The following is a 24,283-nucleotide window of genomic DNA, read 5'->3' as shown; positions in this document are numbered from 1 at the left end:
TCTGATTACGCCGGTGTAATGGCGGTGGTGCCGGGCTCCGGTTCCTTGGGACGGAACAGATTGGCCAGGCACAGCAGGGCGCAGATTACCACACAGCCGTAGGCAAACACATCCCCGTAGCGGCTGTAAAATGTGCGGGGCTGCCATGTGGGAAGGGTGACCTGCATCGCCTCTTCCGTGAAGAGCGGCGTGGCCTGGATGATCCGGCCGAATGGGTCGATGGCGCCGGTGATGCCGGTATTGGCGGCCCTCGCGAAGGCCAAGTGATTTTCGACCGAGCGGAATACGACCATCGCAAAATGTTGGGCCGGCGCCGACGAGTTGCCGAACCAGCCGTCGTTGGTGATCGTGACCAGAAACTCCGCGCCGTTGACGGCAAATTGGCGGACGAGATCGGGGAAAATCACTTCATAACAAATCGCCACGCCGAACTTTACCGGCCGGGCCGCCGCCGGCTGTCCGGACGCGGCAAGCCGGTTCTTGGGCGTGAGCGTCATAACCGTACCGCCGGGTCCCGCTTCGAAATCGCCGATTCCTTCCACCAGTTTATCGAGAAAAAAGAGCAGCGAGGATTTCAAGGGAATATATTCACCGAAGGGCACCAGATGCTGCTTGTCATAACGGCTCAGGATCGTCCCGTCGGCCGAGAGCAGATAGGCGCTATTGAGCAGATAGGGGCGGCGATCCGGATAGAAACGGAGCGCGGGGCTTCCGAAGAGGAGCGGCGCCGTTGCCCGCTCGGCCCAGGCCATCAATTGCAACTGGTAGCCGGCTTCCCGCTCGAAAATAAACGGGGTAGCCGCTTCGGGCCAAATGATGACGTCGGCGTCAGTGCCGAACCGGCTGGTCAGCCGGTCGAACCGCTGCATGGTTTCATCACGAAAGGCCACATCCCACTTGACCTCTTGATCGATATTGGGCTGGACTAACCCCGCCGTAATCGACCCTTTGGGGAGCGGCAGCCCCGAACCGCTCAGGAGACCGGTTCCATAACTCCAGGTCGATACCATGAGCAGGGTGGTAATGGTCGTCAATTCCCAGGGCAGCTTTTGGGGATGAAATCCGCGGAAGAAGGGCATAAGCCAGAGCATGAACTCGGCCAGCGTTATATTCACCAGGATGATTAAAAAAGAGATTCCATAGACTCCCAGATGGTCGGCGACCTGGATCAACTCCAATTCCCGGTACTGTGAATAGCCCAGCAGGCACCAGGGCAATCCGGACAAAAAGTAGGTTCTCAGGAGTTCGAGCGCGACCCAGACACAGGGCGCGAAAAAAATGCCGTATCGTGGTATAAATTCGCGCAGCCACACGACGCTCCAGCTATAGATTCCGACGTAGATGCCGAGATAGGCGGTGAGCAGGAGCAGAATGGCGTAACTGATGGGGAGCGGGACCTTGCCATAGGTGGTCATGGCTGTGACGACCCAGGCCATGATGCCGGTGAAGCCGATGGTCCCGCTGAGGCATCCTATCCAAAAGGCACGGCGGCGCGTTGCAGAATCCAGCGCAAGATGGAGGGGAATCATGGCAACCCAGGCAAGCAACCCCAGGTCAAATTTGGGAAAGCAGAACGGGAGCAGGAGCCCGCTCGCACAGGCAAGCGCGATCTGGCGAGCACGAATGCGATCCATCGAGCGGTACCATAACCAAAGCTGTCTCGACTTGCAAGGGAACGATTGGCGCCTCGGAGCGATGACGTATCCTGCGGCGGCGAGTCTTGCCTTGGGGCTGGCTCTTGCCATGGCCATGGTGTGGATTTCGCCGGTACAGGCCGAGGAACCGGTGAGCCTTGAGACGCAGATCTCGAAGAAATTCGTCCGGGGGATCGTCAATCTTTCCACTGGCTGGATGGAGCTGCCCCGGCAAGTCTATGAAGTGGGGCAGAACGAGGGGTGGGTCACTGGTGTGTTGCGCGGGCCGTTTGACGGCATTGGAATGTTCTTTGCGAGGACTGTCGCCGGCGTGGTTGAAATCGCCACGTTCCCGGTTCCCTTGCCGACCTATCAGCCGATTCTGAGTCCCGCCTACGCGTGGGAATCGGAACGTGTCGATGATGTCGTGACTCCGACGGCTCCCCCGAGGCAGTAGAACTGTCCGTGCGGAGAGAGTGATCTTATTCCGGCAAGCAAGACTGAATCGACGCTGGCCGTCAACCCTATCTCATTCGTTTACTTTTTCTGTTCTGGCTTCTGGTGCATCCACTTGGCTGGCGCGCTGACGGTCGATTGATAGGCCTGTCCAAAGCCGAGCACCAGGTGGGCGTCCATCAGCCGCAATTCCCACAGTGAAAAATCGCCAAAGCCGAACATCATGGCCGACGCCGGGAAACGGGCCAGATAGGAAGCTTTCACCGCGGGATAACCCGGCTCCTCGGGCGTGAGGATCGCCGCATCGCCTTGAAGATTCATCCGGCGTAGGGCCAGGGGATTCTTGTCCGGGCCGTCGGGCTCCGAGATGAAGAGCGAGACCTGCGGGTCTTGAAGAAGGTGCTGAGTATGGAGAGCCAGGCGGCTGAGATGCAGGTAGGCACGTGTCCAATCCTCCCCGATGATATACGGCACATGTGAGCCGAATGGCCGGCCATTCCGCATGGTGAGCAGCACCCCCGTACGGACGTCTTGCACCAGTTTCCCCCATGCTCTCTGCACGTCGGCATCCGACATCGATTCGATCATTGGTCCCATCCTTTCCTGGCCTGTCGGGCATGCAGCATACCCAATCTTTCGCCATTTGCCCATTCCCACTTTGATGCAGAGAAGATGATTTGAACAGGGAAACGTAGTATCTTTAACCATCGAGGCAATAGGAGCAAGCGCGTAACCTATTCGCATGCATCAATACGCCAAAGGGGGAAACCAATGACACGAGCATGGATTGGATTGGGCCTCTGTCTGTTCGTTGCTGTCGCGGGATGTGGAGGTGGAACCGCCGCCATTCAAGAGGACCGGCTGACGGTCGGCAAGGTTCAGGGAGAGATCAAGGTCGGCATGGCGGCCTCTCAAGTGGCGGAGCTGCTCGGCAGCCCCAATATCGTCACCACGGATGAAAAACGCCGGGAAGTCTGGATCTATGATAAAGTCTCCACCGACCGGGTGGATACCAGCAGTTCATCCTTCGCGGGCATCATCATCCTCGGGGCCAGTTCTCGCGACAGTTCCAGTTCTCAGCGCCAGCGCACTCTGACGATCATCATCAAGTATGACGAAGAGAAGAAGGTGCGCGACTTTGCTTACAACTACACTCAATTCTAGGCTCTCCGGCTCGTTTATACAGAGATGGGCGGCGGGGATGGGCATTTCCCTGGTCTGGCTTGTTCTCTTGTCCGGTTGCATGGCCCACAGCGAGCCGGCGGAGCTGTTTCAACTCACCTCCGAGAGCGCCATCAACCGGGCCATGCAAACCCGGATGTACGAAACTTCTGACGCGCGGGAATTGCTCTCCGCCTCGGCGGCGGTCCTTCAGGATCTTGGATTTCAGGTAGAGGAAAGCCAGAAGGAGGTAGGATTTCTGCGAGCCGCCAAGGAACGGAGTGCAAGAGAGTACGGCCAGTACATCGGTCGGGTTTTAGCCTTGGTGCTCTCCTTGGGGAAATACCTCATGCCGGTGGATCTCCACCAGAAAATTTCGGCAACTCTCGTCGCGCGGCCGATCAATCCGGATGCCACGCGCCAGGAGGTGCGAATTGTTTTCTACCGGGTGGTTTGGAAAGGGGACGGCCAGGCCGATCGCCAATACATTCCGCCTGGCGAGCAAAAGATGGAAATGCTCCGCGACCCCATTCTGTATCAGCAATTCTTCGCCAAGCTTTCGAAGGCCGTATTTCTGGAAGGCTTCAAGCTGTGAACAAGAGGTCATGATGAAACGACGAGTGGTACGGGGAGTGATCGCAGGAGCCATCGCCGCGATGGCGTATGGGTGTGTTCCGCCGCAGCCCGATCAGGGATTACTCGCCCCCACCGAAGCCCAGATGAAAATCCGGAGCGTGCAAACCCGCATTTTTGACGTGAAGGATCGCCAGGCCGCCATGCGGGCCGTCATCGCGGCTTTGCAAGATCTGGGGTTCATCGTCGAGCGGGCCAACGAGGCGCTCGGCCTGGTCACCGCCGCCCGCTTCGCCGAACCAAACTATTATGACATGCTGGGTGTCACCGTCACCGTGCGCCCCCAGCCTGACGACCGCATGATGATTCGGGCCAATGCGATCTATAACAACAAGCCCATCGAGGATCCAAAGGTCTATCAGAATTTCTTTGCCACCCTCGAACGCTCGATCTTTGTGACGAAGGATTAATCTCCGTGATGGGTCGCCTGTTACCCGAAAAAGGTGCTCCAGGGGTGCGACGGGGCACCAGGGATCTGATGTTGCTGATCGGAGTGGGGATCAGCTTTCTGTTCTCCGGGTGTCTCACGCCCTATGAATCACGGCATGAAAATCAGTGGGACTCACGGCAGCAAATCTGGCTCTCGGAAGAGAGTCAGGTCAAACTCCGCGCAGCGCAGAGCCGGGTGTTCGACACAGCCAACCGCGTGGCCGTCCTCGAAGCCGTTGTCGCCACTATGCAGGATCTCGGGTTCATGGTCGAAGTACTGGATCAAGAGCTGGGAATCGTGTCCGCCAAGAAATATGTCGATCTCGAACGCCCCACGTTCCTGGACCCTTCCTATCTCCTCTATCGCCCGGACACCTTGATGATCCTGACGCGGAATATTCATTCTTGGGGGCCCTTCTACCATCGCAACGACCTCGTGAGGCTCACCGTTACGGTTCGCAAACGCAATGACTCACAACTCGTCGTGCGGGCCAGTGCGCAATTTTACCTGCGCGCGGTCGAAGATCCCGCGCCCTATCAGAAATATTTCCGCACACTCGAACAGGCGCTCTTCCTCCAAGGCCAGATGGTCGAATAGCGCCGCGGAGCATTCCGGCCTTGAGGCGTGACGTATGCCCTCCTGGCGCCACGCGTCACGAGGACTCCACTTTTCCGCCCGGCGTAAGGACCGACCAAGATTATCGAGAATGTAACAAGTCTTCTCTCCACCAACACGGCCACCATCGCAGTCTCCCTCACGCTATGCTAGGCTCATGAACGATTGGAATCTGAAGAGAGGGTATGATGAAACCTGGATATCGGTTGCTCATAGTCGATAAGGCCGGTGTATTGGTGTCGGAGTTTCAATTGACGGAGCATGCGCTGGCTCAACCGGAGGCATTCGTGACCTCACTGAGACACGTGATTGAAGCGGTCGAAGAGGAAGAGCCGTGAGGGGAATGTTCGGATGTCGTCGCGATGGAAGGTCGTGAATCGGCTTCTACTGAATATGAGAGCTGTTAATAGGAGGATTTCATGAAAAATGTCGAAATGACGGTCGAGGGGAACACGCTCACCATTAAGGTGGACTTGTCCAAGGAGTTCGGGCCCTCGTCTTCAGGCAAGACGATCATCATCGCCTCGACGGAGGGGAATGTGACGATTCCCAACCGCGAAGAAAAAGTTGGACTGAACGTGTATCGAAAGAAATAGCGGACCAGACTGAGTGGAAGCGGATCCAGCCGCAGAGCTTTGGTGCGATCCCCTTCATGTCTATTTTTCAGATCGGCCTCAAAAAGCCCTGTTTTCAGGCTAAATTCGTCTGGCACATCCACAGCGCACCAGCCATTCTGTGCATAAGTCCGCCAAAATTCTCGATACCCCATAAAGTCGAGAGCATTTCAAGTGTCAAATTGCGTGGAATTTTATTGGGCACCATAGATTGTGGAAAATGAAAAAAATAAATCGTCAAGCCGCAAAATATAGTGGCTGCCAAGGATCTGACACAATGCCTAAAATATGGGCAATCAGGTTATACTGCTGTCCATATCAGCCATTTCAGCGTTAAGAATCCATTCATACACAGAGTTATCCACAGAAGCTGGGGGCGAAGAAAATAGATCTGCTGAGATCGCTAAAATTTCAGCGAGATAGCTCGTGAGTGAATATTGTTGTGCCGGAAGATTAGGGGCGGCTCTTCCCGCAATCATGAACGAATTCCATTCACAGTGAAGGTGCTCATTCTTGACTCGCTATGATGCGGGGGGTATCGTGAGCGCGTGGGGGGAGTTAACGCCCCGAGGGAATATGGTCCATAAGGGGGTTGAGTGTGAGGACGGTGTGCAGGACCAGCTTGTACTGGGAAGCCTAATGTTCTCCCGAGATCTCCGCCGTACCTACTGATCCTCGGTAGGTGCGTGCTCCTCCCACCCTAAACTTTTCTCGTGACTGCGTTCTTCGGCAGGACGTGGTTGTCCTCCATGAAGTGCTCCATCCCATTGCATGTCTCTGCCGGCTAGGTCCCCAGGCCCTGGCTGCGAGTATCAATAAGACTAATAACGATAGAGATAGGCAATCCGTGGGGCGAGCCGACTCTTATTCTGCCCTAGGCGGCAGAAGGGTAGTGTGTGTGGGGCGGCGGCGTGGCGAATTCAATTCCGTTCCGCCCATTCTGTTTGACTCGATACAACGCCTGATCGGCCAGCTCCCACAACAGCTGCGGAAACGCAGGATTCTCCGGTGAGCATGTCGCCACCCCCAGGCTAAGGGTGATGGAGAGCGGACCGGTTTTCGTGTCGAACGAGTCGCCGGCAATGGCGTAGCGGATTCGTTCGGCGATCTCGGCCGCTGCAATCTCGCCGCATCCCGGAAGAATCACCAGGAACTCTTCCCCGCCGATACGGCCGACGAGGTCATACCGGCGCGCCGTGTCCTGAATGCGCCTGGCCGTTTCCCGGATCACCCCATCACCGATCACATGGCCATAGGTGTCATTGACACGTTTAAAATGGTCGATGTCGGCCATGATAATGGCGAGCGGTTCGTGTTCGCGAGTAGCTCTGGAAAGTTCTCGGCTCAAGGCATCAATGGTGGCGGAATGGTTTAAGAGGCCTGTGAGAGAGTCCTGCCTGGCTTGCGTCTTGGCGTCGAGCAAGAGCTGCAGATTTTCGACCGACACACCGGCCTGGGCGGCAAGCGCCAACACAACCTGCTCGTCCAAATCCGTGAAGGCCGTACGGCCTCCGTCTCCCGCTACTTTGTCGAGCAGATAGAGCTGCGCGCAAATGCGTCCGTGGCACCGGAGCGACATCCCGAGGAATGATCCCAGAGCCTGTGGCGTTCCCTCGATGTCCACCTGTCCAATTTCACGAGCCAGATCGGCGATCCGCAGCACCCCGTTTCTCACCATCAGGCAATGCAGGAGGCCGCCACTGAGCGGTAAGCGGCTGATGGCGCGCCCCATTCGTTCATCGCAGTCGATGGTGTGTATGCGGCTCAAAGTCGTCAGTCTGTCATCGAGCATGCCGAGGACGGCATACCGGGCACCTGTGATCGTCTTGGCATGATCCAGCATGTGCCGGATCAACCCGTCGAGATCGGTTGCTGACGCCATGTCATTTGCCGCAAGCACGACGGCATGGAGCGCTTCAGCTCTGCTACTCAAGAGAGCTTCCGCCTTGCTCGCTCGTAATGATTCCTGTTCGGCAAGTCTCCACTCATAATGAATCCGCTTCACCAGCCACACGAGGAGGAGACAGAGCGGTACCACGATGAGGACGGTCATCAGCATCAGTTTATGCAGGAACGTTCGCACGGGTGTCAGCACGCTGTCCCGGTCCACCCGGATCAAGATCCCCCACTGCAGGGGAGGGCGAGCCTGCAGTACCGTAACCTGCGCATAGGCCGTAATGACGGGCGCGTCGCGGCGCAGATGCCGCTCCTCGATAAAGCCTCGCTCCGAAGTCGCCAGCAAATTGGCGGATGGCAACCCCTGTTCCCTGAGATTCACTGTGCCTTCCTCGCGCAAGGTGGAGTCGGCGATCAAACCGCCAGAGGCGTTGAGCAGTTGAAATTCGATATGTGACTCATCCGTCCATTCGACATTCTGTAATACGCGCATTGTCTGATCCAGGATGTCGATCAGAGAAGGGACGACCACCACGCCGGCAACGGCTCCCTGAAAGCGCCCATCGGCGGTTCGGATCGGCGCCGTGATAGTGATGGCGAGCTGTCCATGAGCATCCGGGTTGGCCTCGGCATCAAGCACTGTCACACTGTTGGTCGAAAGTGATTGCGTGAACCAATGGGTCTCGTGCCGATCCTGGGAGACACTGGCGGGATCGGTCGCCGCAATGACCACGCCGGCCGCATCCGTCACGCCGATCCATTGATACACGTGATAGGTTTTGAGCAGGCGAAAGAGATAGGCGGTTAACTCATTACGATTTTGGCTGTGCGCAATGGGTGATGAGGAGAGGACCTCCATATCGCCTTGCCGTTCGGCGATCATCAACTGCAATTTGCTGGCGGAATCTGTCGCTGCCTGAACCAGACTATGCCCGGTTGCACTAATCAAACGGCGTTCGACTGTGCAGGCGCCCCAGCCGATGAACAACATCATGATAATGGAAATGATTCCAACAAGGCTGGCGGCCATTGTCGGAGGATGCCGGGCTGACAGCAACGGTGACGCTGGCCTGGCATGCCCCTGCTTGCAATGATTGTTGCTGATGGGGTCGCTCATGGTTATCGGGACCAGATCCATCAAATCCCCCAAGCCTAGTGTCCTACTTCGGGCACCTGTTCAGATTTGTGCCACGCCCCAGTTTGTATCGTTCAAAAGGAGTGCCATCGTTGCCAGGCCTGATAACAGCTGATGCCATAAAGAACCCGGCTGATATTAAGCAGGGCGCGGCCTTAAGGTGGACGAGAAATTGGGAACCTGCGGCATGACAGACGACAATTTGCGGCTCTCTTTTAGACACAGTACATACGACGGGAAAAAGGAGTGCGGCCAATTGGCAGGGGCCATCCCTCCCACAGGCTGGAATCGCCCTTCGATTTGTGATACCAAGGTTGACCGCGTTTCATGTGAGAGAGGGTGAATGGCCAAAAAGGACTCGTCTGTTCCATCGTCTTCCCGGTCCGCTGCCGATTCCGCCGCCGAAAAAAAACCTGCTGCGCAACCGACGCAGTTGGTCACGGCGGTGGAGATGGGCGCGCGCCAGCGGGAAATCTCGGTCTCCGAATTCTTCACGAAGAACCGGCATCTGCTGGGGTTCGACAACCCGCGCAAGGCATTGCTGACCTGCGTCAAGGAAGCGGTCGATAACGCGCTGGACGCCAGCGAAGAAGCCGGCATTCTTCCGGATGTGACGGTGCAGCTCGATGTCGTCCCGACGGGAGGCGCGACGCCGCCTGCCAGCCAGGCCACGCGCTTTCGCATCACCGTCACAGACAACGGCCCCGGCATCGTCCGTCAGCATATCCCGCGCATCTTCGCCAAGCTCTTGTACGGCTCGAAGTTTCACCGCATGCGGATGAGCCGCGGCCAGCAGGGCATTGGCATTTCCGCGGCAGGGATGTATGGCCAGCTGACGACCGGAAAGCCGGTGCAGATCATTTCCCGGACGGGACCGAAGGCCGCCGCGCATTTCTTCGAGGTCCAGATCGATACGAAAAAGAACGAGCCGCTCGTTCATGAAAATAAGCAGATTGCCTGGGATCAGCCGCAAGGCACGAAGGTGACGCTGGAAGTTGAAGGAAAATATCAGAAGGGCCGGGCGTCGGTGGACGAATGGCTGGAGCAGACCTCCATCGCCAATCCCCATGTGCGGCTGACCTATCTGACGCCGGAAGGCGAGACGAAGGAGTACCCGCGCACCTATCACGAACTGCCGCCGTCGCCACGCGAGATCAAGCCGCATCCCTACGGCATCGAGTTCGGCATGATGCTCAAGATGCTGCAGGACACGAAGAGCCATTCACTCTCCGGCTTCCTCTCCAGCGATTTCTGCCGGATATCGCCGCAGCTGGCCGACGACATCTGCAGGGCCGCCAAGGTCTCGCCGAATATGAAGCCGCGCGACCTGAAGGGGGCCGTGGCGGAGACGCTCTATCAGACCCTGCAAAAGACGAAAATCATGGCCCCGCCGACGAATTGCATTTCGCCCATCGGCGAGCGCGCGATTCTCTCCGGGCTCTACAAGCAGATCAAAGGTGAATTCTATACTGCCGTCAGCCGTCCACCGGCCGTGTATCGCGGCTATCCCTTCATCATCGAAGCGGGGCTGGCCTACGGTCATCGGCCGGAAGATCAAACCAAGCCGAAACAACCGGCCGGACCGAAGGCGGAAGGCGAAGGGGAGGATGAGAACTCCGAACTCGCACGCGTCATCCGGTATGCAAACCGGGTCCCGTTGCTCTACCAACAGTCGGCCTGCTCAACCTTCAAAGCCGTCCTGGGTACGACCTGGAAGCATTACGGCATTGCGCAATCGCGCGGCGCGCTCCCGGGCGGACCGATGGTGATCTTCGTGCATATGGCCTCCGTCTGGGTGCCCTTCACGAGCGAATCGAAAGAAGCCATTGCCGACTACGACGAAATTCAGAAAGAGATCACGCTGGCCTTGCGCGAATGCGGCCGCCGGCTCGGGCTCTTTCTCCGCCGCAGGGAACGGGCCGCGAGTGAATTCCGCCGGCGCAACATCTTCGAACTGTATATCGAAGAAGTCGTCGAAGCCTGCAACCGGCTGAAGGGCGGAACGCTGCCCAAAGAAAAACTGAAGGCGCAGCTGCAGAAAATCGCCACCTCGCGCACCGGTGGACTCAAGACCGACGAGGCGCTGGGCAAGACCGGCGGCGGACCGGAAGGGCTGCCGGATTCGATCATTGTGACGGCGGAAGGCATCGAAGGAGCCGTCGAAATTGCCCAGCAGGTGGAGGCGGACGCACCGAAGGCCGCGGGAGCCATGGTGGCCGATCTGCCAGGCAAGGAACAGGCTGCCGCGTTGAACCCTGGGAAGAGGCAGAAGAAGGAACCGGCCAAACCTGGCAAGCGGGCGAAGAACAAGCCCGTCTCGCGCAAGAAGACCACGTCCGAACAGAGTCCGGCTCCTAAGGGAAAGAAGTAGGCGGCCATGGCAACCAAACAGAAGAAGGCGACGGCGGTTGAAAAGAAACTGATCGGCCTGGCCGACGTGGTGATTACGGCGGCGGAGCGGGCCAAAGATCCGACGATCGCCATTCCCATCCGCGCCCTTTCGAATGTGTCCTTCAATGAACGCAAGGGCCTCATCGAGATGGGCAGCAAGAAACAGGCGCGGTCGTTTTTCAACGTCGGCATGGCCAAGAAATTCATGCAGACCATGCTGGTGGCCGACGCGCTCTCCGAATTGCAGCGCGCCGATCTCACCACGTCGCTTCGAGAAATTTACTACCGCACGAAGCACACGATCGCCGATTCGCATGAAAACACCTTCGACACGCAGGACGAATCCGACCCCGTCATCGAGGATCTGGAAGTCTCGCTGGCGGCCTTGCGCGAAGAGCTGCATGTCCGCGCGGAGAACAGCGGGAGCATCGTGGGACCGGTCGTGTTCGGCGACGATGGGGACCGGGTCGATTGCGCCAAGCTCGGGAAGGGCGGCTATTCGGTTCCGTCCATTGTGGAGCCGGAGTATCTGGAGATCCGCCGCTGCACCGCCGACTTCGTGCTGCTGGTCGAAAAGGGCACTCAGTGGAACCGGCTGTCCGAAGATAAATTCTGGCGGCGCTACAACTGCGTGCTGCTGACCGGCAACGGCCAGCCGCCGCGCGGGGTGCGCCGGCTCGCACGCCGGCTGCACGAAGAACATCGGCTGCCGGTCTATGTGCTGGTCGATAACGACCCCTGGGGCTACTACATTTATTCCGTGATCAAACAGGGCTCGATCAATCTGGCCTTTGAAAGCCAGCGCATGGCGATTCCCAAAGCCAAGTTCATCGGCCTCTCCAGCGCCGACCCGGAACGGTACGAGCTGCCGCGGAACGTCGGCATCAAGCTCAACGAGAAAGACATCGCGCGGGCCAAAGAACTGATGAACTATCAGTGGTTTCAGAAGTCGGCCTGGCAGGCGGAGATCAAGCGCATGCTGGGGAGCGGGCTGAAATATGAGCTGGATGCCCTGGCGAACAAAGATTTCCAATATCTGACGAAGAAGTATCTGCCACGGAAGTTGAAAGAAAAGGATTGGCTGGACTAGCGGCCTCGCGCCGGTTCCTATCCACGCCGTCACTCCAATACAAGTGCGTGACATGTGCCGCTCCGTCGAAACCAGACGGGGGGAACGGGTTCTTGTGTTATGAAACCATTGCCTGCCTGGACCGCGCCGCTTCGTGACTGGCAGCACCGTGCCTGGTCGGCGGTTCTGGCTCACCCCAGGCCAGATTTTCTCGCCATGGCGACGCCGGCAGCCGGGAAAACACGGTTCGCGCTGCGCACCGCCCATGACCTGCTCGCCACACGCAGAGCCGTCCGCCTGTTGGTCGTCTGTCCGACCAATCATCTGCGCATGCAATGGTCCGACGCCGCCAGCAAGATCGGGCTGCAACTCGATCCGGCGCTGACCAACGATCAGCCCTGCGAAGCCGCGGATTTTCACGGCGCCGTCGTCACCTATCAGCAAGTCTGTCTGGCGCCCGACCTCTTTCAGCGTGCCTGCCGCGGCAAAAAGACCCTGGTGATTCTGGACGAGCTGCACCACGCGGGGGACGGGAAGCTGTGGGGCAAGGCGCTGCGCACGGCGTTCGATCAGGCCGTGTTCCGCTTGATTCTCTCCGGCACCCCCTTCCGATCGGACAATAATCCCATTCCGTTCATCCGCTACGAACAGAACGAGAGCCAGGCCGACTTTGCCTACGGCTATACCGAAGCCATTCGCGACAGCGTGTGCCGGCCCATCGTCTTCCCCAGCTACGAAGGAGAGCTGACCTGGCTGTCGGATGGCCGCGAACATACCGCGACCTTTCAAGACGGATTGACCTTCGACCGGCAGCGGGAACGGCTGAAAACCGCGCTGCTCCAAGAGAGCTGGCTGGGCCCGGTCGTGACCGATGCCCATGCCCAACTGACGCGCCTGCGGAAAGAGGAACAGCCGGATGCGGGCGGATTGATCGTGGCCATGGATCAAGACCATGCGCGCTGGGTGGCCGACCTTGTCGGGCGCATCACCGGCACCAAAGCGGTCGTGGCGGTGTCGGACGATCCTGCCGCCTCCCGCGTGATCGAGTCGTTTTCAGACCATAAAAAACAGCAGTGGCTGGTGGCCGTGAATATGGTCAGCGAAGGCGTGGATATTCCCCGGCTGCGGGTCGGCGTCTACGGCACGAACGTCTTGACCGAGATGTATTTCCGGCAGGTCGTCGGCCGCTTTGTCCGGATGCAGGAGGGCTTTCCGAAACCTCAACGGGCCTGGCTCTATCTGCCCAAGGACCCGATCCTGGTCCATTACGCCAGGCAGATCAAAGCCGAGCGCGATCATGTGCTGGAAGATCTCATGCCCGCCGGACAGCGCGACCTCTTTGGCCGGGTGACGGTCTCCATCAACGAATATGTGCCCCTCACGGCAGTGGCGCGTGTCGATACCCTCATCGGTGAAGAAGAACCGAAAAACGAGGAGACGGGACCTGCGCCCGTCGAGCCACCGGTGTCGCTGCACGATCAGAAACGCGATTTGCGCGATGCCCACCGGCTGCTGGTCGGGACCGTGGCGCGGATGAGCGGCATCGATCACCGGCGGCTGAATGCGGAATTGATCGCGCGCACGGGAAGCCGGGTGGATCAGGCGACGGTGGACCAACTGCAGAAGCGGATTCAACTCTTGGAACGCTGGCGGGATCGCGGATACGACGGCAAACGGTGAATGAAGGGGCAGCGCACCGCTGCCCCTTCGGTCTCTCTAGCTCGGCGGAAGCATCCAGTAGCACCAGGCCAGGATGATCGGCGAGGCGACATAGGTCGCGGTCTTTCCGAAGGAATCGTACACGCCGTAAATCAGGATGGCGCCGATAATAAAGAAGTACAACATGCCGATACCCCGGTAGCTCGCGTTATGTTCCGCGGCGAGCGCAAGCGTCGGAAGACTGCCCAATAAGCCGGCTGAGACCATGGCCACTCGTTTCATGAGAGGCTCCTTTGTGAAGAGGGTGAAGGAACGGGGACAGGGATGGCGCTGATACAACAACGCCCTCGTGGCGTCGCCCGGCTCGCCAGGAGGGCGTGAGTGCATGATGACCGGAGGGATGGGAGCAAATCGGCCGGGCCTAGCAGGAGATCACGCGGTGCCTCTTTGTCTAAGTGTGAGGACGCTATGCTGCGCCTTCTCCTGCGGGAAGTCAACGGCGGCGCCCCGCGCAGGGCGCAGCAAAGGCGATCCCGCGCTTCTTGCGCCGTCTTTTCAGCGGGTGCTAAGATCCGTCTGTCGATGCCGGTTGCGGTGCCTGTGCGTTCTCACGCGGCCGATCCGTCTTAACCTGAATCTGGTGGAGTCCCGATGCCCAATATTCTGTTGCTCGTCTCGCCCAGTTGCGGCGCATGCCCCTCGGCCAAGAGCCTCTGGAAGCAGCTGCGCGTCAAGTACAGCTTTTCCTATCGCGAAGTGGATATCACGACAGAGGACGGACGGAGCCTCGCCGACCGGCATTCGGTTCGGGCTGTCCCGGCGACGATCATCGATGGCCGGCTGACGTTTGTCGGCGTACCGAGCCGGGAGAGCGCGGAGAAAGCGCTGCTCCTTAAAATGAAACCGAGAGAATAGGATCTATAGCCACATGGTGGACGATGACGATTTTGAATTGCCGGAACTGCCGTTCATCGACAAAGGCCCGCCGCCGGATTGTCCGATCTGCGGCGATCCGATGAAATTTATCGATGGCGACTGGGCCTGCGTCGATTGCAACGGCGAGCTCCTCGGGCCGGAAACAGGCTAGAAGATCTGGCTCGTGGTCAGGGGCACGAGGCGAGAGGAGTTGCGAGTCCTGCTCAACAAGGATGATCATCCATGATGTCTCACCCCCCTTGCCTCAAGCCCCGAGACTCTCGCCGAACGTAGCGTATGTTTCGCGTCGTTACCGGTCCCTTCCATCCGCATCTTGAATCGGCGCTTGTGGACCAGGTTCGTCTGGCCAAGCGCGACGATCCCTTCGCGCCGCTCGCCGTCCTGGTGCCTTCGAAACATTTGCTCGACCGGCTGCGGCGTGTGCTGGCGGTCGAACACCGGCTCTCGCTCATCAATATCCATTTTCTGACCTTCCACCAGCTCGCGTTGCGCCTGGCCGGCGAGGCGCGCGCGGAAACACAGGCGACGCCGCTGCGGGTGGTGGACGATCTGTTTTTCGAGCAACTGGTTCGGCACATCGTCCAGAGCCGGCTCTCCAGCCTGGCTCCGCTCCGGCACATCGGCCATTCATCCGGCACATGGGGCGCGCTCTGGTCCACCGTCCGCGACCTGAAGGATGCCGGGGTGGATCCAGCCGGCGCGCTGCGCGGCCTCCGCGAGGGCTATTTCGATGAAGAAGACAAGGACTGGCTCCAGGCCCTTTTCTCATTGCATGCGGCGATACGGGAAGTGGGCACCACCTTGGCGGTCGGCACGCCGGACGATCTGGCGGAATCGCTGATTCCACACGTCTCCACCTCGCCGTTTCTGCTGTCCTTGCGCCACACGTTCTACTATGGGTTTTACGATCTGACGCAGGTGCAGTTGTCACTGTTCGAAGCGGTGAGCCAGACGGTTCCCACGACGCTGTTCTTCCCGCGCGAGGAGGGAAGTCCGTCGGGATTCGCGCAGCGATTCTTTGACCGCTACATTCACCCGCGCGTGGCTCAGCCGGATGCGATGACGATACTGCCGCCCCCTCCGCAGGCGGCCTCACCCGGTCCTCTCACGGTATCCGTCCAGAGCGTCATCGGCGTGGAGGAGGAATTGGCCTCGGTCTGCCGCGCAATTCTGGATCTCGTGGAGACCAATGGCTACCGACTCGAAGAGATCGGGGTTGTCGCCCGCACGCTCGATCCCTATCGCACGCAGATCCAGCCGGTGTTCGACCGGCATCGAGTCCCGTTGACCACCAACGCCGGACGCCCGTTGATCCAGGAGCCGCTCTGCAAGGTACTGCTCCAGTTGGCATCATTGCCGACGACCGGCTTCTACCGCACCACGGTGCTCGATGTCGTGACCTCTCCTCTCTATGTCTCGCCGCTCATCGATGAGGCCGACGCCTCCTACCGCCCGGAACAGTGGAAGCTCATTGCGCAAGTTCTGCAGATCACGCGCGGCGCCGAGGAATGGACCAGAGTGGAGGGGGCGGCTCGTTCGAGCATGGCATTGGAGAGCGGCGAAGAGGGAGACCGCGCCGTCGATGCTCTGGGAATCGCGCCGGAAGTGATCGCCCTCTTTGGGCAGGTCCTGTCGCAACTCCTGACGGAGTGCCAGGCGCTTCCGCAACGGGGGACGGTCGGACAGTTGGTCGAGGCCTTTCGGCCATTCGTGCAGCAACGTCTTCGTCGCCCCGGTAGTGCTGACGCGGCTGAGCCGGATGAAGAGAGCGCAAGGCTGGCGGTAGTCTGGGAGGCCATCGATCGCACGTGGGGACGGCTCACGGAGCTGGATGCGATCGGGGAGGAATTGACCTGGACCGAGTTTGTCGAACTCGTGATCCATGCCATGGAGCGGACCCAGATCCCATTGGAAACCACGGCACATCAGGGCGTCATGATTCTGGATGTCATGGCGGCGCGCGGCCTGCCCTTCAAAGCGCTGTTTGTGCTGGGGCTGAATGAAAAAGTGTTTCCGCGCTACATTCGAGAAGATGCGTTTCTCCGCGACCGGCACCGGCGGGTCCTTGAGGCGACGCTCGGCTTCAAGATCGATGAAAAGCTGGGCGGCTATGAAGAAGAAGCACTGCTCTTTGCCCTGCTGTGCCGGGCGGCGAGCCAGCGTCTGTGCCTCTCCTATCAGCGGGCCGACGAGGCAGGCCGGATGCTGGCCCCCTCGCCCTATCTGACAGAGGCCACCAGCCGGTCTGGACGGGATGAACGGCCGGTGGACGTCATCCCTCGCAGACTGACCGACCGGGTGACGCAGCGGCCGGCCATCCGGCACTTCCTCGCTCCGACAGAGCTTGCGCAGTGGATGGCGATCGACGGGCAGGACCCCGCGAGCCTGCTCCGCGCAATGGGCTCGGATGCGGAGGCGTTTGTGCATGCCGCAGAGGCCCAGGCCAGAATCGAAGACGAGACCCCCGCGCTCAACGCCTTTGACGGTATCACCGGTCCGCTGGCAACTCATTGGGCGCGGGTCGTGCGGCGCGGACTGGCCCCGACGCCGCTGGAGCGGTATGCCCGCTGTCCCTTCCAATATTTTTCCGCCGATGTGCTGCGCTTGGAGCCGATTCGCCTGACACTCTCGCAGGAACCGGATGCGGCCCTGCTCGGCACACTGTGCCATGCCGCCTTGCGCCGGTGTTACGAGCACCTGCTCCCCACCGGCTGGCCGGCGGAGCCGGTGACGGACGACACGGTCGAATGGTGCATCCATTCAGCCGTCGAAGAAGCGGCGAAGGACTGCGAAGCGCGGCAGCGGACCGGCCACTATCTGCTCTGGGAGCTGGCGAAGGAGCAGATCGTCGAACTCATTACCGACGCCGTGGAGGCGGACCAGGCCGCCCAAGCCCAGGAGCCCTATAGTCCGATCGCATTTGAAGTGGATGCGGACGGCACGCTGGACGATGTGATGAGCGGGGAGCAGGACTCCCTCAAAATTCATGGGCGCGTCGACCGCATCGACCGGCATCGGGTTACCGGCGCCATCCGGATCATCGATTATAAATTCAAAACCGGATCCGCCATGAAACCGGAAGACCGGAATCTGGTGCAGTCCGCGGTGCGTGGCTATCGCCTGCAACCGCCGCTCTATGCCCGCCTAAACATTCCGGATCGCCCGCAGCCAAGCCAGGTGCAGTTCTTCTTCCTGGCGCCGCGCTGGCCCACGCCTATCGGGCGCTCCACCTTCGAGGCCGCCACCTGGTCGTCGGAGACCGGCAGCCTGATCCATCAAACCATCAGCCTCTTGGTGAGCGGCATTCACCAGGGGCGCTACTTCATTCAACCGGACAGCTATTGCGACACCTGCGAGTTTCGCGTCGTCTGCCGGCGGGAACATCAGCCGACCTGGTGGCGATCGTACCGATCGGACGGACCCAAAGCGCTCAAAGCCTTGCGCGCGCAACGAATCAAGGATGAGTCCCGTGGAACTGATTCCTGACAAACCGGCCCGCGAGTCGGCGGAAACGACGTTCGACCGGAACGTGGTGGTCGTGGCTGGTGCCGGGACCGGCAAGACGACGCTGCTCGTCAACCGCCTGGTGCACGCGCTGATCAAGGAACCCAGGCCGGTGGCCATCACCCAGATCGTGGCCTTGACCTTCACGAACAAGGCGGCGACGGAGATGAAGGTCCGCTTGCGGGAACGGCTCACGATATTGGCGCATCCCGAGGCCTCTCCAGCCGCAGACGGCGGGGCCGTCTCGCAGGAAGACTTGCGGCTGCGCTACGGCCTGTCAACGGACGAGGTCGCCGCCAGAGCGGCCGCCGCGTTGCGCGATCTGGAAAAGGCCCAGATCGGCACGCTGCACAGTTTTGCGGCCCACTTGCTGCGGCTGCATCCGTTGGAGAGCGGCGTCGATCCTGCCTTTCAAGAGGACGATGGATCGCGGTTTGACGAGCATTTCACCGCCGCCTGGGAGGTCTGGCTCGATCGCGAGTTGAGCCGCCAGGGCAGCCATCATGAGCGCTGGCGTGGGCTGCTGGAGGCGGCCACGATCGACAGCCTGCGCAGCCTGACGAAGGCCTTGTGCAGCGAAACGGTTGAGTTGGATCTGCTTCAGCAGCAAATTGACACGTCACAGATCAGCCCGCTGGTGCAGCAATGGATCGAGCAATGCCGAGAGCGGGCGCAGGCGCTGCTCGATGAGCACGACCGGCCCAAACGGAGGAAGATCGAGCAGATGCTGGCCGCCACGGTGACGCTGCTGGATCTCGTGGCCCGAGAGGGGCCCGCCGCGATTCAGTCCTTGCCGCCGGAGGAGCGCGACTGGCTGACCAAAGACCTTGGCAATGCCGTGGCCGGGTGGGAGAAACCAGAGTTCTCCGAAGCGGCGACACTCATTAAAACTGCCACGCAACTGCTGCTGGTGAACCATCCATTCTTCAAGGATCTCTTGAAGTTGCTGGCGCCGCTGATCCGCGAGATTCGCGCGTCCTTTGCCAAGCAGGGATGGGTCTCGTTCGATGGGCTGCTGGCCCACGCGCGCAGCCTGCTCCGTGACCATCCGGTGGTGCGGGAACGGATCAAGGGCGACTATCGCGCCGTGCTCGTCGATGAATTCCAGGACACCGATCCCATTCAATACGAAATCATCCTGGCCGTCTCTGAACGGCAGGGGACTCATGCCCGCGACTGGCACGAGATGGTCCTCGAACCGGGCAAGTTATTTATCGTCGGCGATCCCAAACAGTCGATCTATGCCTTTCGCCGGGCCGACATCGAAGCCTTCGATCGCGTACTCCAGAAAATTGAAGCCATGGGCGGAATGATCCAGACCCTCACCACCAATTTCCGCAGCGATGCCGCCGTGCTCGGGCCGGTGAACGATGTGTTCGACCGCCTCTTTGAACGGAGACCGCTGATTCAGCCGGCCAATGTCCGATTGGAAGTCCGTCCTCAGCGGCGGCCCTCTCTCTTAGATGCCGGGGTGCGGCTCCATGTGACGGCCCCAAGTGAAGGCGAAGAGGCGTTCGATGCCGCGCGAGCCACCAGGGCCGAAAGCGAAGGGCTCGCCCGCTGGATCAAAGAGGAGCTGGGCAGCCGTCCGAACCTCAAAGCCGGCCAGATCGCCTTGCTCTTCCGCAAGCTCACGCAAGCCGACACCTATCTCGATGCGCTGCGGCGGTACGGAATTCCTTATGTCATCGAAGGGGAAAAACACTTCTATCGGCGGCAGGAAGTCATCGATCTCGTCAATCTGCTCCGGGTGCTCGACCATCCGCATGACAGCGTGGCCCTCGCCGGCCTGCTGCGTTCCCCGCTGGGAGGACTGAACGATCGCGATCTCTACGATCTGCGGCAGGCCGATTGCTTCAACTATCTGGAAGAACAGCGGCTGGCGAGCTGGGGCCATGCCTGCGCGGGTGCGGTCAGGCGGCTCTATGGCCATTTGGCCTGGCTGCATCGCGCGATCGGAGCGCTGCCGCTCGGTGAGGCCATCCAGCTCATCTTCAACCGGCTTCCGCTGCTCGAAATTGCCGGCGCCTCGCTGCATGGCGAACAGGCGGTGGCGAACCTCTTGAAGGTCAAGCAGACAGCTGCCTCCCTGTCAGACCGTCCCCATCTCACCTTGAGCGGATTTGTGGATGTGATGGTGAGCCGGCTCGACGACCAGCCGGACGAGGCGGAGAGCCCTCTGTCGGAAGAATCGTCCGAGGCCGTCCAAGTGTTGACGATTCACAAGGCCAAGGGGCTGGAGTTTCCCGTGGTCGTCTTGCCGGGCCTCCATCAGGGCAGCGGACGGGACCGATCGGCGCCTCCCGTCACCTACGATTGGTCGGGTGGCACCTATGGCCTCACGCTGGGCGAGCAGCAGACCTTCGGCTCCGTGCTGGTGCAAGAAAAGCTGAAGATGCGGGAAGAGGCGGAACGGCGGCGTGTGCTGTATGTCGGCATGACGAGGGCGAAGGAGGTGCTGCTGCTGTCCGGAGGCGTCACGGCCCGGTCGGTTGGAGAAACGGTCTTAGGGCTCCTGCAGACTATTGGTGATGGCGCGGTCGGCGCTCATGCACCGGACATGTTGCAGATCGGCAAGAGCATGATCCCCTGCCGGGTGATCGAAGCGCCGGATCACAAATGGCCTCGCCGGCCGCTGGCGAGCATGTCAGGCTCTTTGCCTGTCGATCCAGCCGCCATCGCAGCGCTCTGGCGCGAGCGGCAGGACCGCTGGGATCAGGCCCGTGCCACGCCGACACATCTAACCCCGACGGCCATGGGCAAGCAGGGCGTCCCGCTTGTGCCCCTGTCAACGGCGGGCAGCCAGGAGCCTGAGGCAGGGCGGCTTGTCGGCATCGGCACACACCGTATTCTTGAACAGTGGGATTTTGCCAAGGACCCAGTAGGATTACTCGATCGAATTGCGCCAACCCTGCAGGGGATCATGAGGCCGGAAGACGAACGTCTGGCTGACACCGTCCAGGATTCGTTGCGCGAATTGTTCGACCAATTTGGCCGATCCGATCTCTACGCCATGCTGCGACGGGCTACGATTCTTGGGCGGGAAGTGCCGTTTGTCATGCCCTGGGGAGACGGGCAGGTGCTGGAGGGGGTGATCGACGTCCTCTATCGGCTCGATGGCCGGCTCTGGATTGCCGACTATAAAACCGATGCGGTGAATGCCGAGGACGTGCCGGAACGGGCCGATCGATACCGTACGCAAGCCACGCTGTATAAGACCGCCGTGGCGCAAAGTCTGGGCGTTCCCGAGGTATCGTGCCGGCTGCTGTTTCTGCGGGCGGGCGTCGGCATCGACATCTAACGAATATCGAAACGGTTACGCACCATGTCTACCCCTCATTCCCAGCCATCCGGTGAAGCGTTTGCCCGCTTGGTACAACAGGCCATCGCCGAGCTGCCTCCGGAATATGCCACGCTGCTCGATACCATCGCCGTAGTGGTGGAAGAAGAGCCGCCGCGGCAGGTCCTTGATGACATGGAGATCGACCCGGAGGAAGAATTGCTCGGCCTGTATCACGGCCTGCCGATCGGCGACGAGTCATTTTTCGGATCCGGGGGAGAGCACCCCGCGCGGATCGCACTCTACCGGGGGCCGATTCTGCGGCTCTGCGAGACGGAGGAAGAGATCGTGCAGGAGGTGTGCGACACGCTCGTGCACGAGCTGGGACATCATGTGGGACTGGACGATGACGAGATGCCTTATTGAAGCGGGGGCATTGAGCGGGACTGATCGAGGGCGCGCTTGTGATAGCCCCACACGAGCATGAAGACGCCCAGCATCACCATCGGCGCCGAGAGGAGCTGGCCCATGGAAAAGGGGCCGAGCACAAAGCCCAAATGGAGATCCGGCTCACGAAAGAGCTCCACAAACATCCGGCAGATCCCGTAGCCCGCGATAAAGGTCCAGCAGAGCGTGCCCGGGGGTGTGGATCTCCGGCCCACCAGCCACACTACTGTGAATAACAACACCCCTTCGAGCGAGGCTTCATAGAGCTGTGAGGGATGCCGGCAAGCCGGTCCGCCGCTGGGGAACACCATGCACCACTCGACATCGGTGGCCCGGCCGTAGAGTTCTCCATTGATGAAGTTCCCCATCCGTCCGAATCCCAATCCGATCGGCGTGACAGAGGCGGCCAGATCGGCGACCGTATAGACGGGAATGCCCCGGCGTTTGCTGAACCAAATGAGCGCGACGATGGTGCCGATAAGCCCGCCATGAAACGACATGCCGCCTTCCCAGACGGCCAGAATCTTCTCCGGATGCTGCGAGTAGTAGGGGAAATTGTAGAACAGTGTATAGCCGAGGCGCCCGCCCAAAAACACCCCGAAGGCGGCGAACACCACCATGTCATAAATCTGGTCCGGCCCGAGCGGAAGCTGCTTGGCTGCCACCGTGCGCTTGATGAGGAAGTAGGCTGCCGTGAGGCCGATGAGGTACATCAACCCGTACCAGCGAAACTGGAGCGGTCCGAGTTCGAGAAAGACAGGATCGATATGCGGGTAGGGAATTTCTGCGAACGAGCCCATGCCATCTCCAATCACGATCGTTCGCGGATCATAGGGAAGACCAACCTCCATTGCAAGCAACGGGAGGTGAAGGCCTGCCTGTTTACTCGGCGAAAACCCAAAGCCCAGAGCCATGTTGCCGGGACGAAAGTCTCGAAGTGTGAGATTTCTGAAACGACTGTGTTGCCGGTTGTCGCGAAAAGTGCACCGTTCATGAGGCGGACTTAATCCTCAGAGGTGCGCAGCACCTATTTTGCGGCAAATCGGGCTCATTTCGGGCTGGCACGGGACCTGCTGATAGGGTCTGGTAGAAGGGCGAGGCAGAAGAAACCCTTCAGCATCTTCACCAACAACCAGGAGGCATGCGATGTCGGAACAAGGAAAGCAGGCAGCAAAAATGGCCGCGATGATCGCTGGCGGAGCGGTGATTGGAGCCGGGTTGGGGCTGCTCTTTGCGCCACAGTCCGGAGCGGAAACCCGCCGGGATATCGGACGGGCCGCGAAGAAGGCGCAACTGCAGGCCACTCGCTGGGGCCGGAGCGTGCAATCAAGTGTGCAGCACGTCATGAACCGCGGGAAAGAGCTGGTTCAAGGCCAAGACGCGCGGCCCAGAATCGAAGCCGTCTAACCAGGCGTCATCGTCACGACATATCGAATGCGTACGCGCATCCGCTTGCGGCCTGTTGCCATCCGGGACAGGCCGTGTGCGTTTTTGAAGGCCAGTGATGTGTGATCTGTGATGGGCGGTCTCGATCCAGTTGCTTCCTCAGCGCTCACGGCACTCCTGATTCATTTCATCTCCAGGCTGATCATCACCCATCACCCATCACTTCCCCGGCACCTGCTTGACCCCCCAGGACCTCGATGTTAGAGTCCCCGCCGTGTTTGCCGTAGAAGACTCAGGCTGGCCAAACAGGTTTCCACCAAGGCCGCAGTGAGCTGACATGCGAGGCGTACTTTGTTCGGTACGTCGCAGCGTGGAGGCTGTGCGAGAATGCCGGTGGGAAGCTGTTTCGCCAGCCTGGTAGCCGGAGTGGCGGAATAGGCAGACGCAAGGGACTTAAAATCCCTCGGGCCCAAAAGGCCCGTGCCGGTTCGATCCCGGCCTCCGGCACCATCATCAGCCCGTCATTTTCTGGCATAGCGGCTTCTCCCCTTACGTTGACGGGTGCTGTCGATCGGCATATAGTGTCGCTATGAATGCATTTCCTTTCTCCTTCCGTTCTCTCCTCGCTGTTTCAATCGTCATCCTCTTTTCTGCCTTGAGCTTCAATGCCTATGCCTGCCTTCTTCCGGCGATGAGTGTTCCGGCTAAGGCCATGGGCGCCGGCTGTTCCACTCCTGAAGAGGCACCCGTCTATCAGGTGTGCGATATGTTTAAGACGCTCGGCGTGCAGTCTGTCGATAAGTCTCATTTCTCAAGAGATGGCCACGTGATGTGTATTGAGGCAAGCGCCTCGGTCGCGGGTCGTGCAATGACTCCTTCACGCGGCAGCCGTTTACACGATCGTCCCCCGGACAATTCTCCTCAGGATCTTCTGCTTCAGATTTCCGTGCTTCGCATCTGATTCTCTTTGCCACTCCGCGCAATCGCGCGCTCGCTGTCATATAGATCGTTCCATGCTCAGGGGGTACCCTCTGGCA

At 59.9% G+C, this 24,283-nt stretch carries 22 protein-coding genes and 1 tRNA gene; 18 read left to right on the top strand and 5 right to left on the bottom strand.

What is annotated here, in order from left to right; genetic code table 11:
- Positions 1–5: 5 nt before the first annotated feature.
- On the bottom strand, positions 6–1,634 hold the full coding sequence (gene lnt / locus RI101_06505) for an apolipoprotein N-acyltransferase (GenBank protein MEC4889697.1): 1,629 nt from the start codon (positions 1,632–1,634) through the stop codon (positions 6–8).
- On the opposite strand from lnt, the gene RI101_06500 reads away from it, so the two are divergent.
- Positions 1,624–2,091, top strand: a complete 468-nt coding sequence (locus RI101_06500) for an exosortase system-associated protein, TIGR04073 family (GenBank protein ID MEC4889696.1) — start codon at positions 1,624–1,626, stop codon at positions 2,089–2,091. The genes lnt and RI101_06500 overlap by 11 nt on opposite strands.
- Positions 2,092–2,171: 80 nt before the next feature.
- Here the strand turns inward: RI101_06500 and RI101_06495 are convergent, their stop codons facing one another.
- On the bottom strand, positions 2,172–2,678 hold the full coding sequence (locus tag RI101_06495) for a pyridoxamine 5'-phosphate oxidase family protein (GenBank protein ID MEC4889695.1): 507 nt from the start codon (positions 2,676–2,678) through the stop codon (positions 2,172–2,174).
- Between the two features lie 183 nt (positions 2,679–2,861).
- Here RI101_06495 and RI101_06490 point away from each other — a divergent pair, with 183 nt between their 5' ends.
- The 6 genes from RI101_06490 (at position 2,862) to RI101_06465 (ending at position 5,525) form a co-directional block, all read left to right on the top strand.
- Complete coding sequence (locus RI101_06490) at positions 2,862–3,254, top strand: hypothetical protein (GenBank protein MEC4889694.1); 393 nt, start codon at positions 2,862–2,864, stop codon at positions 3,252–3,254.
- A gap of 37 nt (positions 3,255–3,291) precedes the next feature.
- Positions 3,292–3,846 carry a hypothetical protein gene (locus RI101_06485; GenBank protein MEC4889693.1) on the top strand — a complete coding sequence of 185 codons (555 nt, stop codon included), beginning with the start codon at positions 3,292–3,294 and terminating at the stop codon, positions 3,844–3,846.
- 10 nt (positions 3,847–3,856) lie between these two features.
- Complete coding sequence (locus RI101_06480; protein MEC4889692.1) at positions 3,857–4,294, top strand: hypothetical protein; 438 nt, start codon at positions 3,857–3,859, stop codon at positions 4,292–4,294.
- Positions 4,295–4,362: 68 nt separating this feature from the next.
- On the top strand, positions 4,363–4,911 hold the full coding sequence (locus tag RI101_06475) for a hypothetical protein (GenBank protein MEC4889691.1): 549 nt from the start codon (positions 4,363–4,365) through the stop codon (positions 4,909–4,911).
- 203 nt (positions 4,912–5,114) lie between these two features.
- Positions 5,115–5,267: a hypothetical protein gene (locus RI101_06470; protein ID MEC4889690.1), complete on the top strand. Its 153-nt coding sequence runs from the start codon at positions 5,115–5,117 to the stop codon at positions 5,265–5,267.
- 81 nt (positions 5,268–5,348) lie between these two features.
- Positions 5,349–5,525 (top strand): hypothetical protein, encoded by a 177-nt coding sequence (locus tag RI101_06465; protein MEC4889689.1) that lies wholly within the window; start codon positions 5,349–5,351, stop codon positions 5,523–5,525.
- A gap of 892 nt (positions 5,526–6,417) precedes the next feature.
- On the opposite strand, the gene RI101_06460 is transcribed toward RI101_06465, so the two are convergent.
- Complete coding sequence (locus RI101_06460; protein ID MEC4889688.1) at positions 6,418–8,556, bottom strand: diguanylate cyclase; 2,139 nt, start codon at positions 8,554–8,556, stop codon at positions 6,418–6,420.
- 361 nt (positions 8,557–8,917) lie between these two features.
- Here RI101_06460 and RI101_06455 point away from each other — a divergent pair, with 361 nt between their 5' ends.
- From RI101_06455 to RI101_06445, 3 genes are all read left to right on the top strand, one after another.
- Positions 8,918–10,945 carry a DNA topoisomerase VI subunit B gene (locus tag RI101_06455; protein MEC4889687.1) on the top strand — a complete coding sequence of 676 codons (2,028 nt, stop codon included), beginning with the start codon at positions 8,918–8,920 and terminating at the stop codon, positions 10,943–10,945.
- 6 nt (positions 10,946–10,951) lie between these two features.
- Positions 10,952–12,055 (top strand): DNA topoisomerase IV subunit A, encoded by a 1,104-nt coding sequence (locus RI101_06450; protein MEC4889686.1) that lies wholly within the window; start codon positions 10,952–10,954, stop codon positions 12,053–12,055.
- Between the two features lie 99 nt (positions 12,056–12,154).
- Entirely contained in the window at positions 12,155–13,714 is a 1,560-nt protein-coding gene (locus RI101_06445) for a DEAD/DEAH box helicase family protein (GenBank protein MEC4889685.1), read from the top strand.
- Positions 13,715–13,750: 36 nt separating this feature from the next.
- On the opposite strand, the gene RI101_06440 is transcribed toward RI101_06445, so the two are convergent.
- A complete protein-coding gene (locus RI101_06440) occupies positions 13,751–13,975 on the bottom strand; it encodes a hypothetical protein (protein ID MEC4889684.1) in 225 nt (74 codons plus the stop codon).
- Positions 13,976–14,344: 369 nt separating this feature from the next.
- On the opposite strand from RI101_06440, the gene RI101_06435 reads away from it, so the two are divergent.
- From RI101_06435 to RI101_06415, 5 genes are all read left to right on the top strand, one after another.
- Positions 14,345–14,608: a thioredoxin family protein gene (locus RI101_06435; protein MEC4889683.1), complete on the top strand. Its 264-nt coding sequence runs from the start codon at positions 14,345–14,347 to the stop codon at positions 14,606–14,608.
- A 13-nt stretch (positions 14,609–14,621) separates the two neighbouring features.
- The gene (locus tag RI101_06430) at positions 14,622–14,780 is read left to right on the top strand and encodes a hypothetical protein (GenBank protein ID MEC4889682.1); all 159 of its coding nucleotides are present in this window, start codon (positions 14,622–14,624) and stop codon (positions 14,778–14,780) included.
- 125 nt (positions 14,781–14,905) lie between these two features.
- The gene (locus RI101_06425; protein ID MEC4889681.1) at positions 14,906–18,115 is read left to right on the top strand and encodes a PD-(D/E)XK nuclease family protein; all 3,210 of its coding nucleotides are present in this window, start codon (positions 14,906–14,908) and stop codon (positions 18,113–18,115) included.
- A complete protein-coding gene (locus tag RI101_06420) occupies positions 18,099–21,434 on the top strand; it encodes a UvrD-helicase domain-containing protein (protein ID MEC4889680.1) in 3,336 nt (1,111 codons plus the stop codon). The genes RI101_06425 and RI101_06420 overlap by 17 nt, the downstream gene beginning before the upstream one ends.
- Positions 21,435–21,458: 24 nt before the next feature.
- A complete protein-coding gene (locus RI101_06415) occupies positions 21,459–21,839 on the top strand; it encodes a metallopeptidase family protein (protein ID MEC4889679.1) in 381 nt (126 codons plus the stop codon).
- On the opposite strand, the gene lgt is transcribed toward RI101_06415, so the two are convergent.
- Positions 21,833–22,660: a prolipoprotein diacylglyceryl transferase gene (gene lgt / locus RI101_06410; protein ID MEC4889678.1), complete on the bottom strand. Its 828-nt coding sequence runs from the start codon at positions 22,658–22,660 to the stop codon at positions 21,833–21,835. The genes RI101_06415 and lgt overlap by 7 nt on opposite strands.
- Positions 22,661–23,006: 346 nt before the next feature.
- On the opposite strand from lgt, the gene RI101_06405 reads away from it, so the two are divergent.
- The 3 genes from RI101_06405 (at position 23,007) to RI101_06395 (ending at position 24,207) form a co-directional block, all read left to right on the top strand.
- Complete coding sequence (locus RI101_06405) at positions 23,007–23,267, top strand: YtxH domain-containing protein (GenBank protein MEC4889677.1); 261 nt, start codon at positions 23,007–23,009, stop codon at positions 23,265–23,267.
- A 399-nt stretch (positions 23,268–23,666) separates the two neighbouring features.
- Positions 23,667–23,756 (top strand) — tRNA-Leu (locus RI101_06400).
- Positions 23,757–23,835: 79 nt separating this feature from the next.
- On the top strand, positions 23,836–24,207 hold the full coding sequence (locus RI101_06395) for a hypothetical protein (protein MEC4889676.1): 372 nt from the start codon (positions 23,836–23,838) through the stop codon (positions 24,205–24,207).
- The last annotated feature ends 76 nt before the right edge of the window (positions 24,208–24,283 follow it).

Origin of the sequence: Nitrospira sp., assembly GCA_035968315.1 — a bacterium.
Lineage (GTDB): Bacteria > Nitrospirota > Nitrospiria > Nitrospirales > Nitrospiraceae > Nitrospira_D.
Note: the sequence above shows the minus strand (reverse complement) of the source record. Positions and strands in the feature narration are given on the sequence as shown.

Bases quoted from the DNA above. Each gene is read 5' to 3' on its own strand.
- RI101_06500 (MEC4889696.1), top strand. From the start codon at position 1,624: ATGCGATCCATCGAGCGGTACCATAACCAAAGCTGTCTCGACTTGCAA.
- lnt (MEC4889697.1), bottom strand. From the start codon at position 1,634: ATGGATCGCATTCGTGCTCGCCAGATCGCGCTTGCCTGTGCGAGCGGG.
- RI101_06495 (MEC4889695.1), bottom strand. From the start codon at position 2,678: ATGATCGAATCGATGTCGGATGCCGACGTGCAGAGAGCATGGGGGAAA.
- RI101_06490 (MEC4889694.1), top strand. From the start codon at position 2,862: ATGACACGAGCATGGATTGGATTGGGCCTCTGTCTGTTCGTTGCTGTC.
- RI101_06485 (MEC4889693.1), top strand. From the start codon at position 3,292: ATGGGCATTTCCCTGGTCTGGCTTGTTCTCTTGTCCGGTTGCATGGCC.
- RI101_06480 (MEC4889692.1), top strand. From the start codon at position 3,857: ATGATGAAACGACGAGTGGTACGGGGAGTGATCGCAGGAGCCATCGCC.
- RI101_06475 (MEC4889691.1), top strand. From the start codon at position 4,363: ATGTTGCTGATCGGAGTGGGGATCAGCTTTCTGTTCTCCGGGTGTCTC.
- RI101_06470 (MEC4889690.1), top strand. From the start codon at position 5,115: ATGATGAAACCTGGATATCGGTTGCTCATAGTCGATAAGGCCGGTGTA.
- RI101_06465 (MEC4889689.1), top strand. From the start codon at position 5,349: ATGAAAAATGTCGAAATGACGGTCGAGGGGAACACGCTCACCATTAAG.
- RI101_06460 (MEC4889688.1), bottom strand. From the start codon at position 8,556: ATGAGCGACCCCATCAGCAACAATCATTGCAAGCAGGGGCATGCCAGG.
- RI101_06455 (MEC4889687.1), top strand. From the start codon at position 8,918: ATGGCCAAAAAGGACTCGTCTGTTCCATCGTCTTCCCGGTCCGCTGCC.
- RI101_06450 (MEC4889686.1), top strand. From the start codon at position 10,952: ATGGCAACCAAACAGAAGAAGGCGACGGCGGTTGAAAAGAAACTGATC.
- RI101_06445 (MEC4889685.1), top strand. From the start codon at position 12,155: ATGAAACCATTGCCTGCCTGGACCGCGCCGCTTCGTGACTGGCAGCAC.
- RI101_06440 (MEC4889684.1), bottom strand. From the start codon at position 13,975: ATGAAACGAGTGGCCATGGTCTCAGCCGGCTTATTGGGCAGTCTTCCG.
- RI101_06435 (MEC4889683.1), top strand. From the start codon at position 14,345: ATGCCCAATATTCTGTTGCTCGTCTCGCCCAGTTGCGGCGCATGCCCC.
- RI101_06430 (MEC4889682.1), top strand. From the start codon at position 14,622: ATGGTGGACGATGACGATTTTGAATTGCCGGAACTGCCGTTCATCGAC.
- RI101_06425 (MEC4889681.1), top strand. From the start codon at position 14,906: ATGTTTCGCGTCGTTACCGGTCCCTTCCATCCGCATCTTGAATCGGCG.
- RI101_06415 (MEC4889679.1), top strand. From the start codon at position 21,459: ATGTCTACCCCTCATTCCCAGCCATCCGGTGAAGCGTTTGCCCGCTTG.
- lgt (MEC4889678.1), bottom strand. From the start codon at position 22,660: ATGGGCTCGTTCGCAGAAATTCCCTACCCGCATATCGATCCTGTCTTT.
- RI101_06405 (MEC4889677.1), top strand. From the start codon at position 23,007: ATGTCGGAACAAGGAAAGCAGGCAGCAAAAATGGCCGCGATGATCGCT.
- RI101_06395 (MEC4889676.1), top strand. From the start codon at position 23,836: ATGAATGCATTTCCTTTCTCCTTCCGTTCTCTCCTCGCTGTTTCAATC.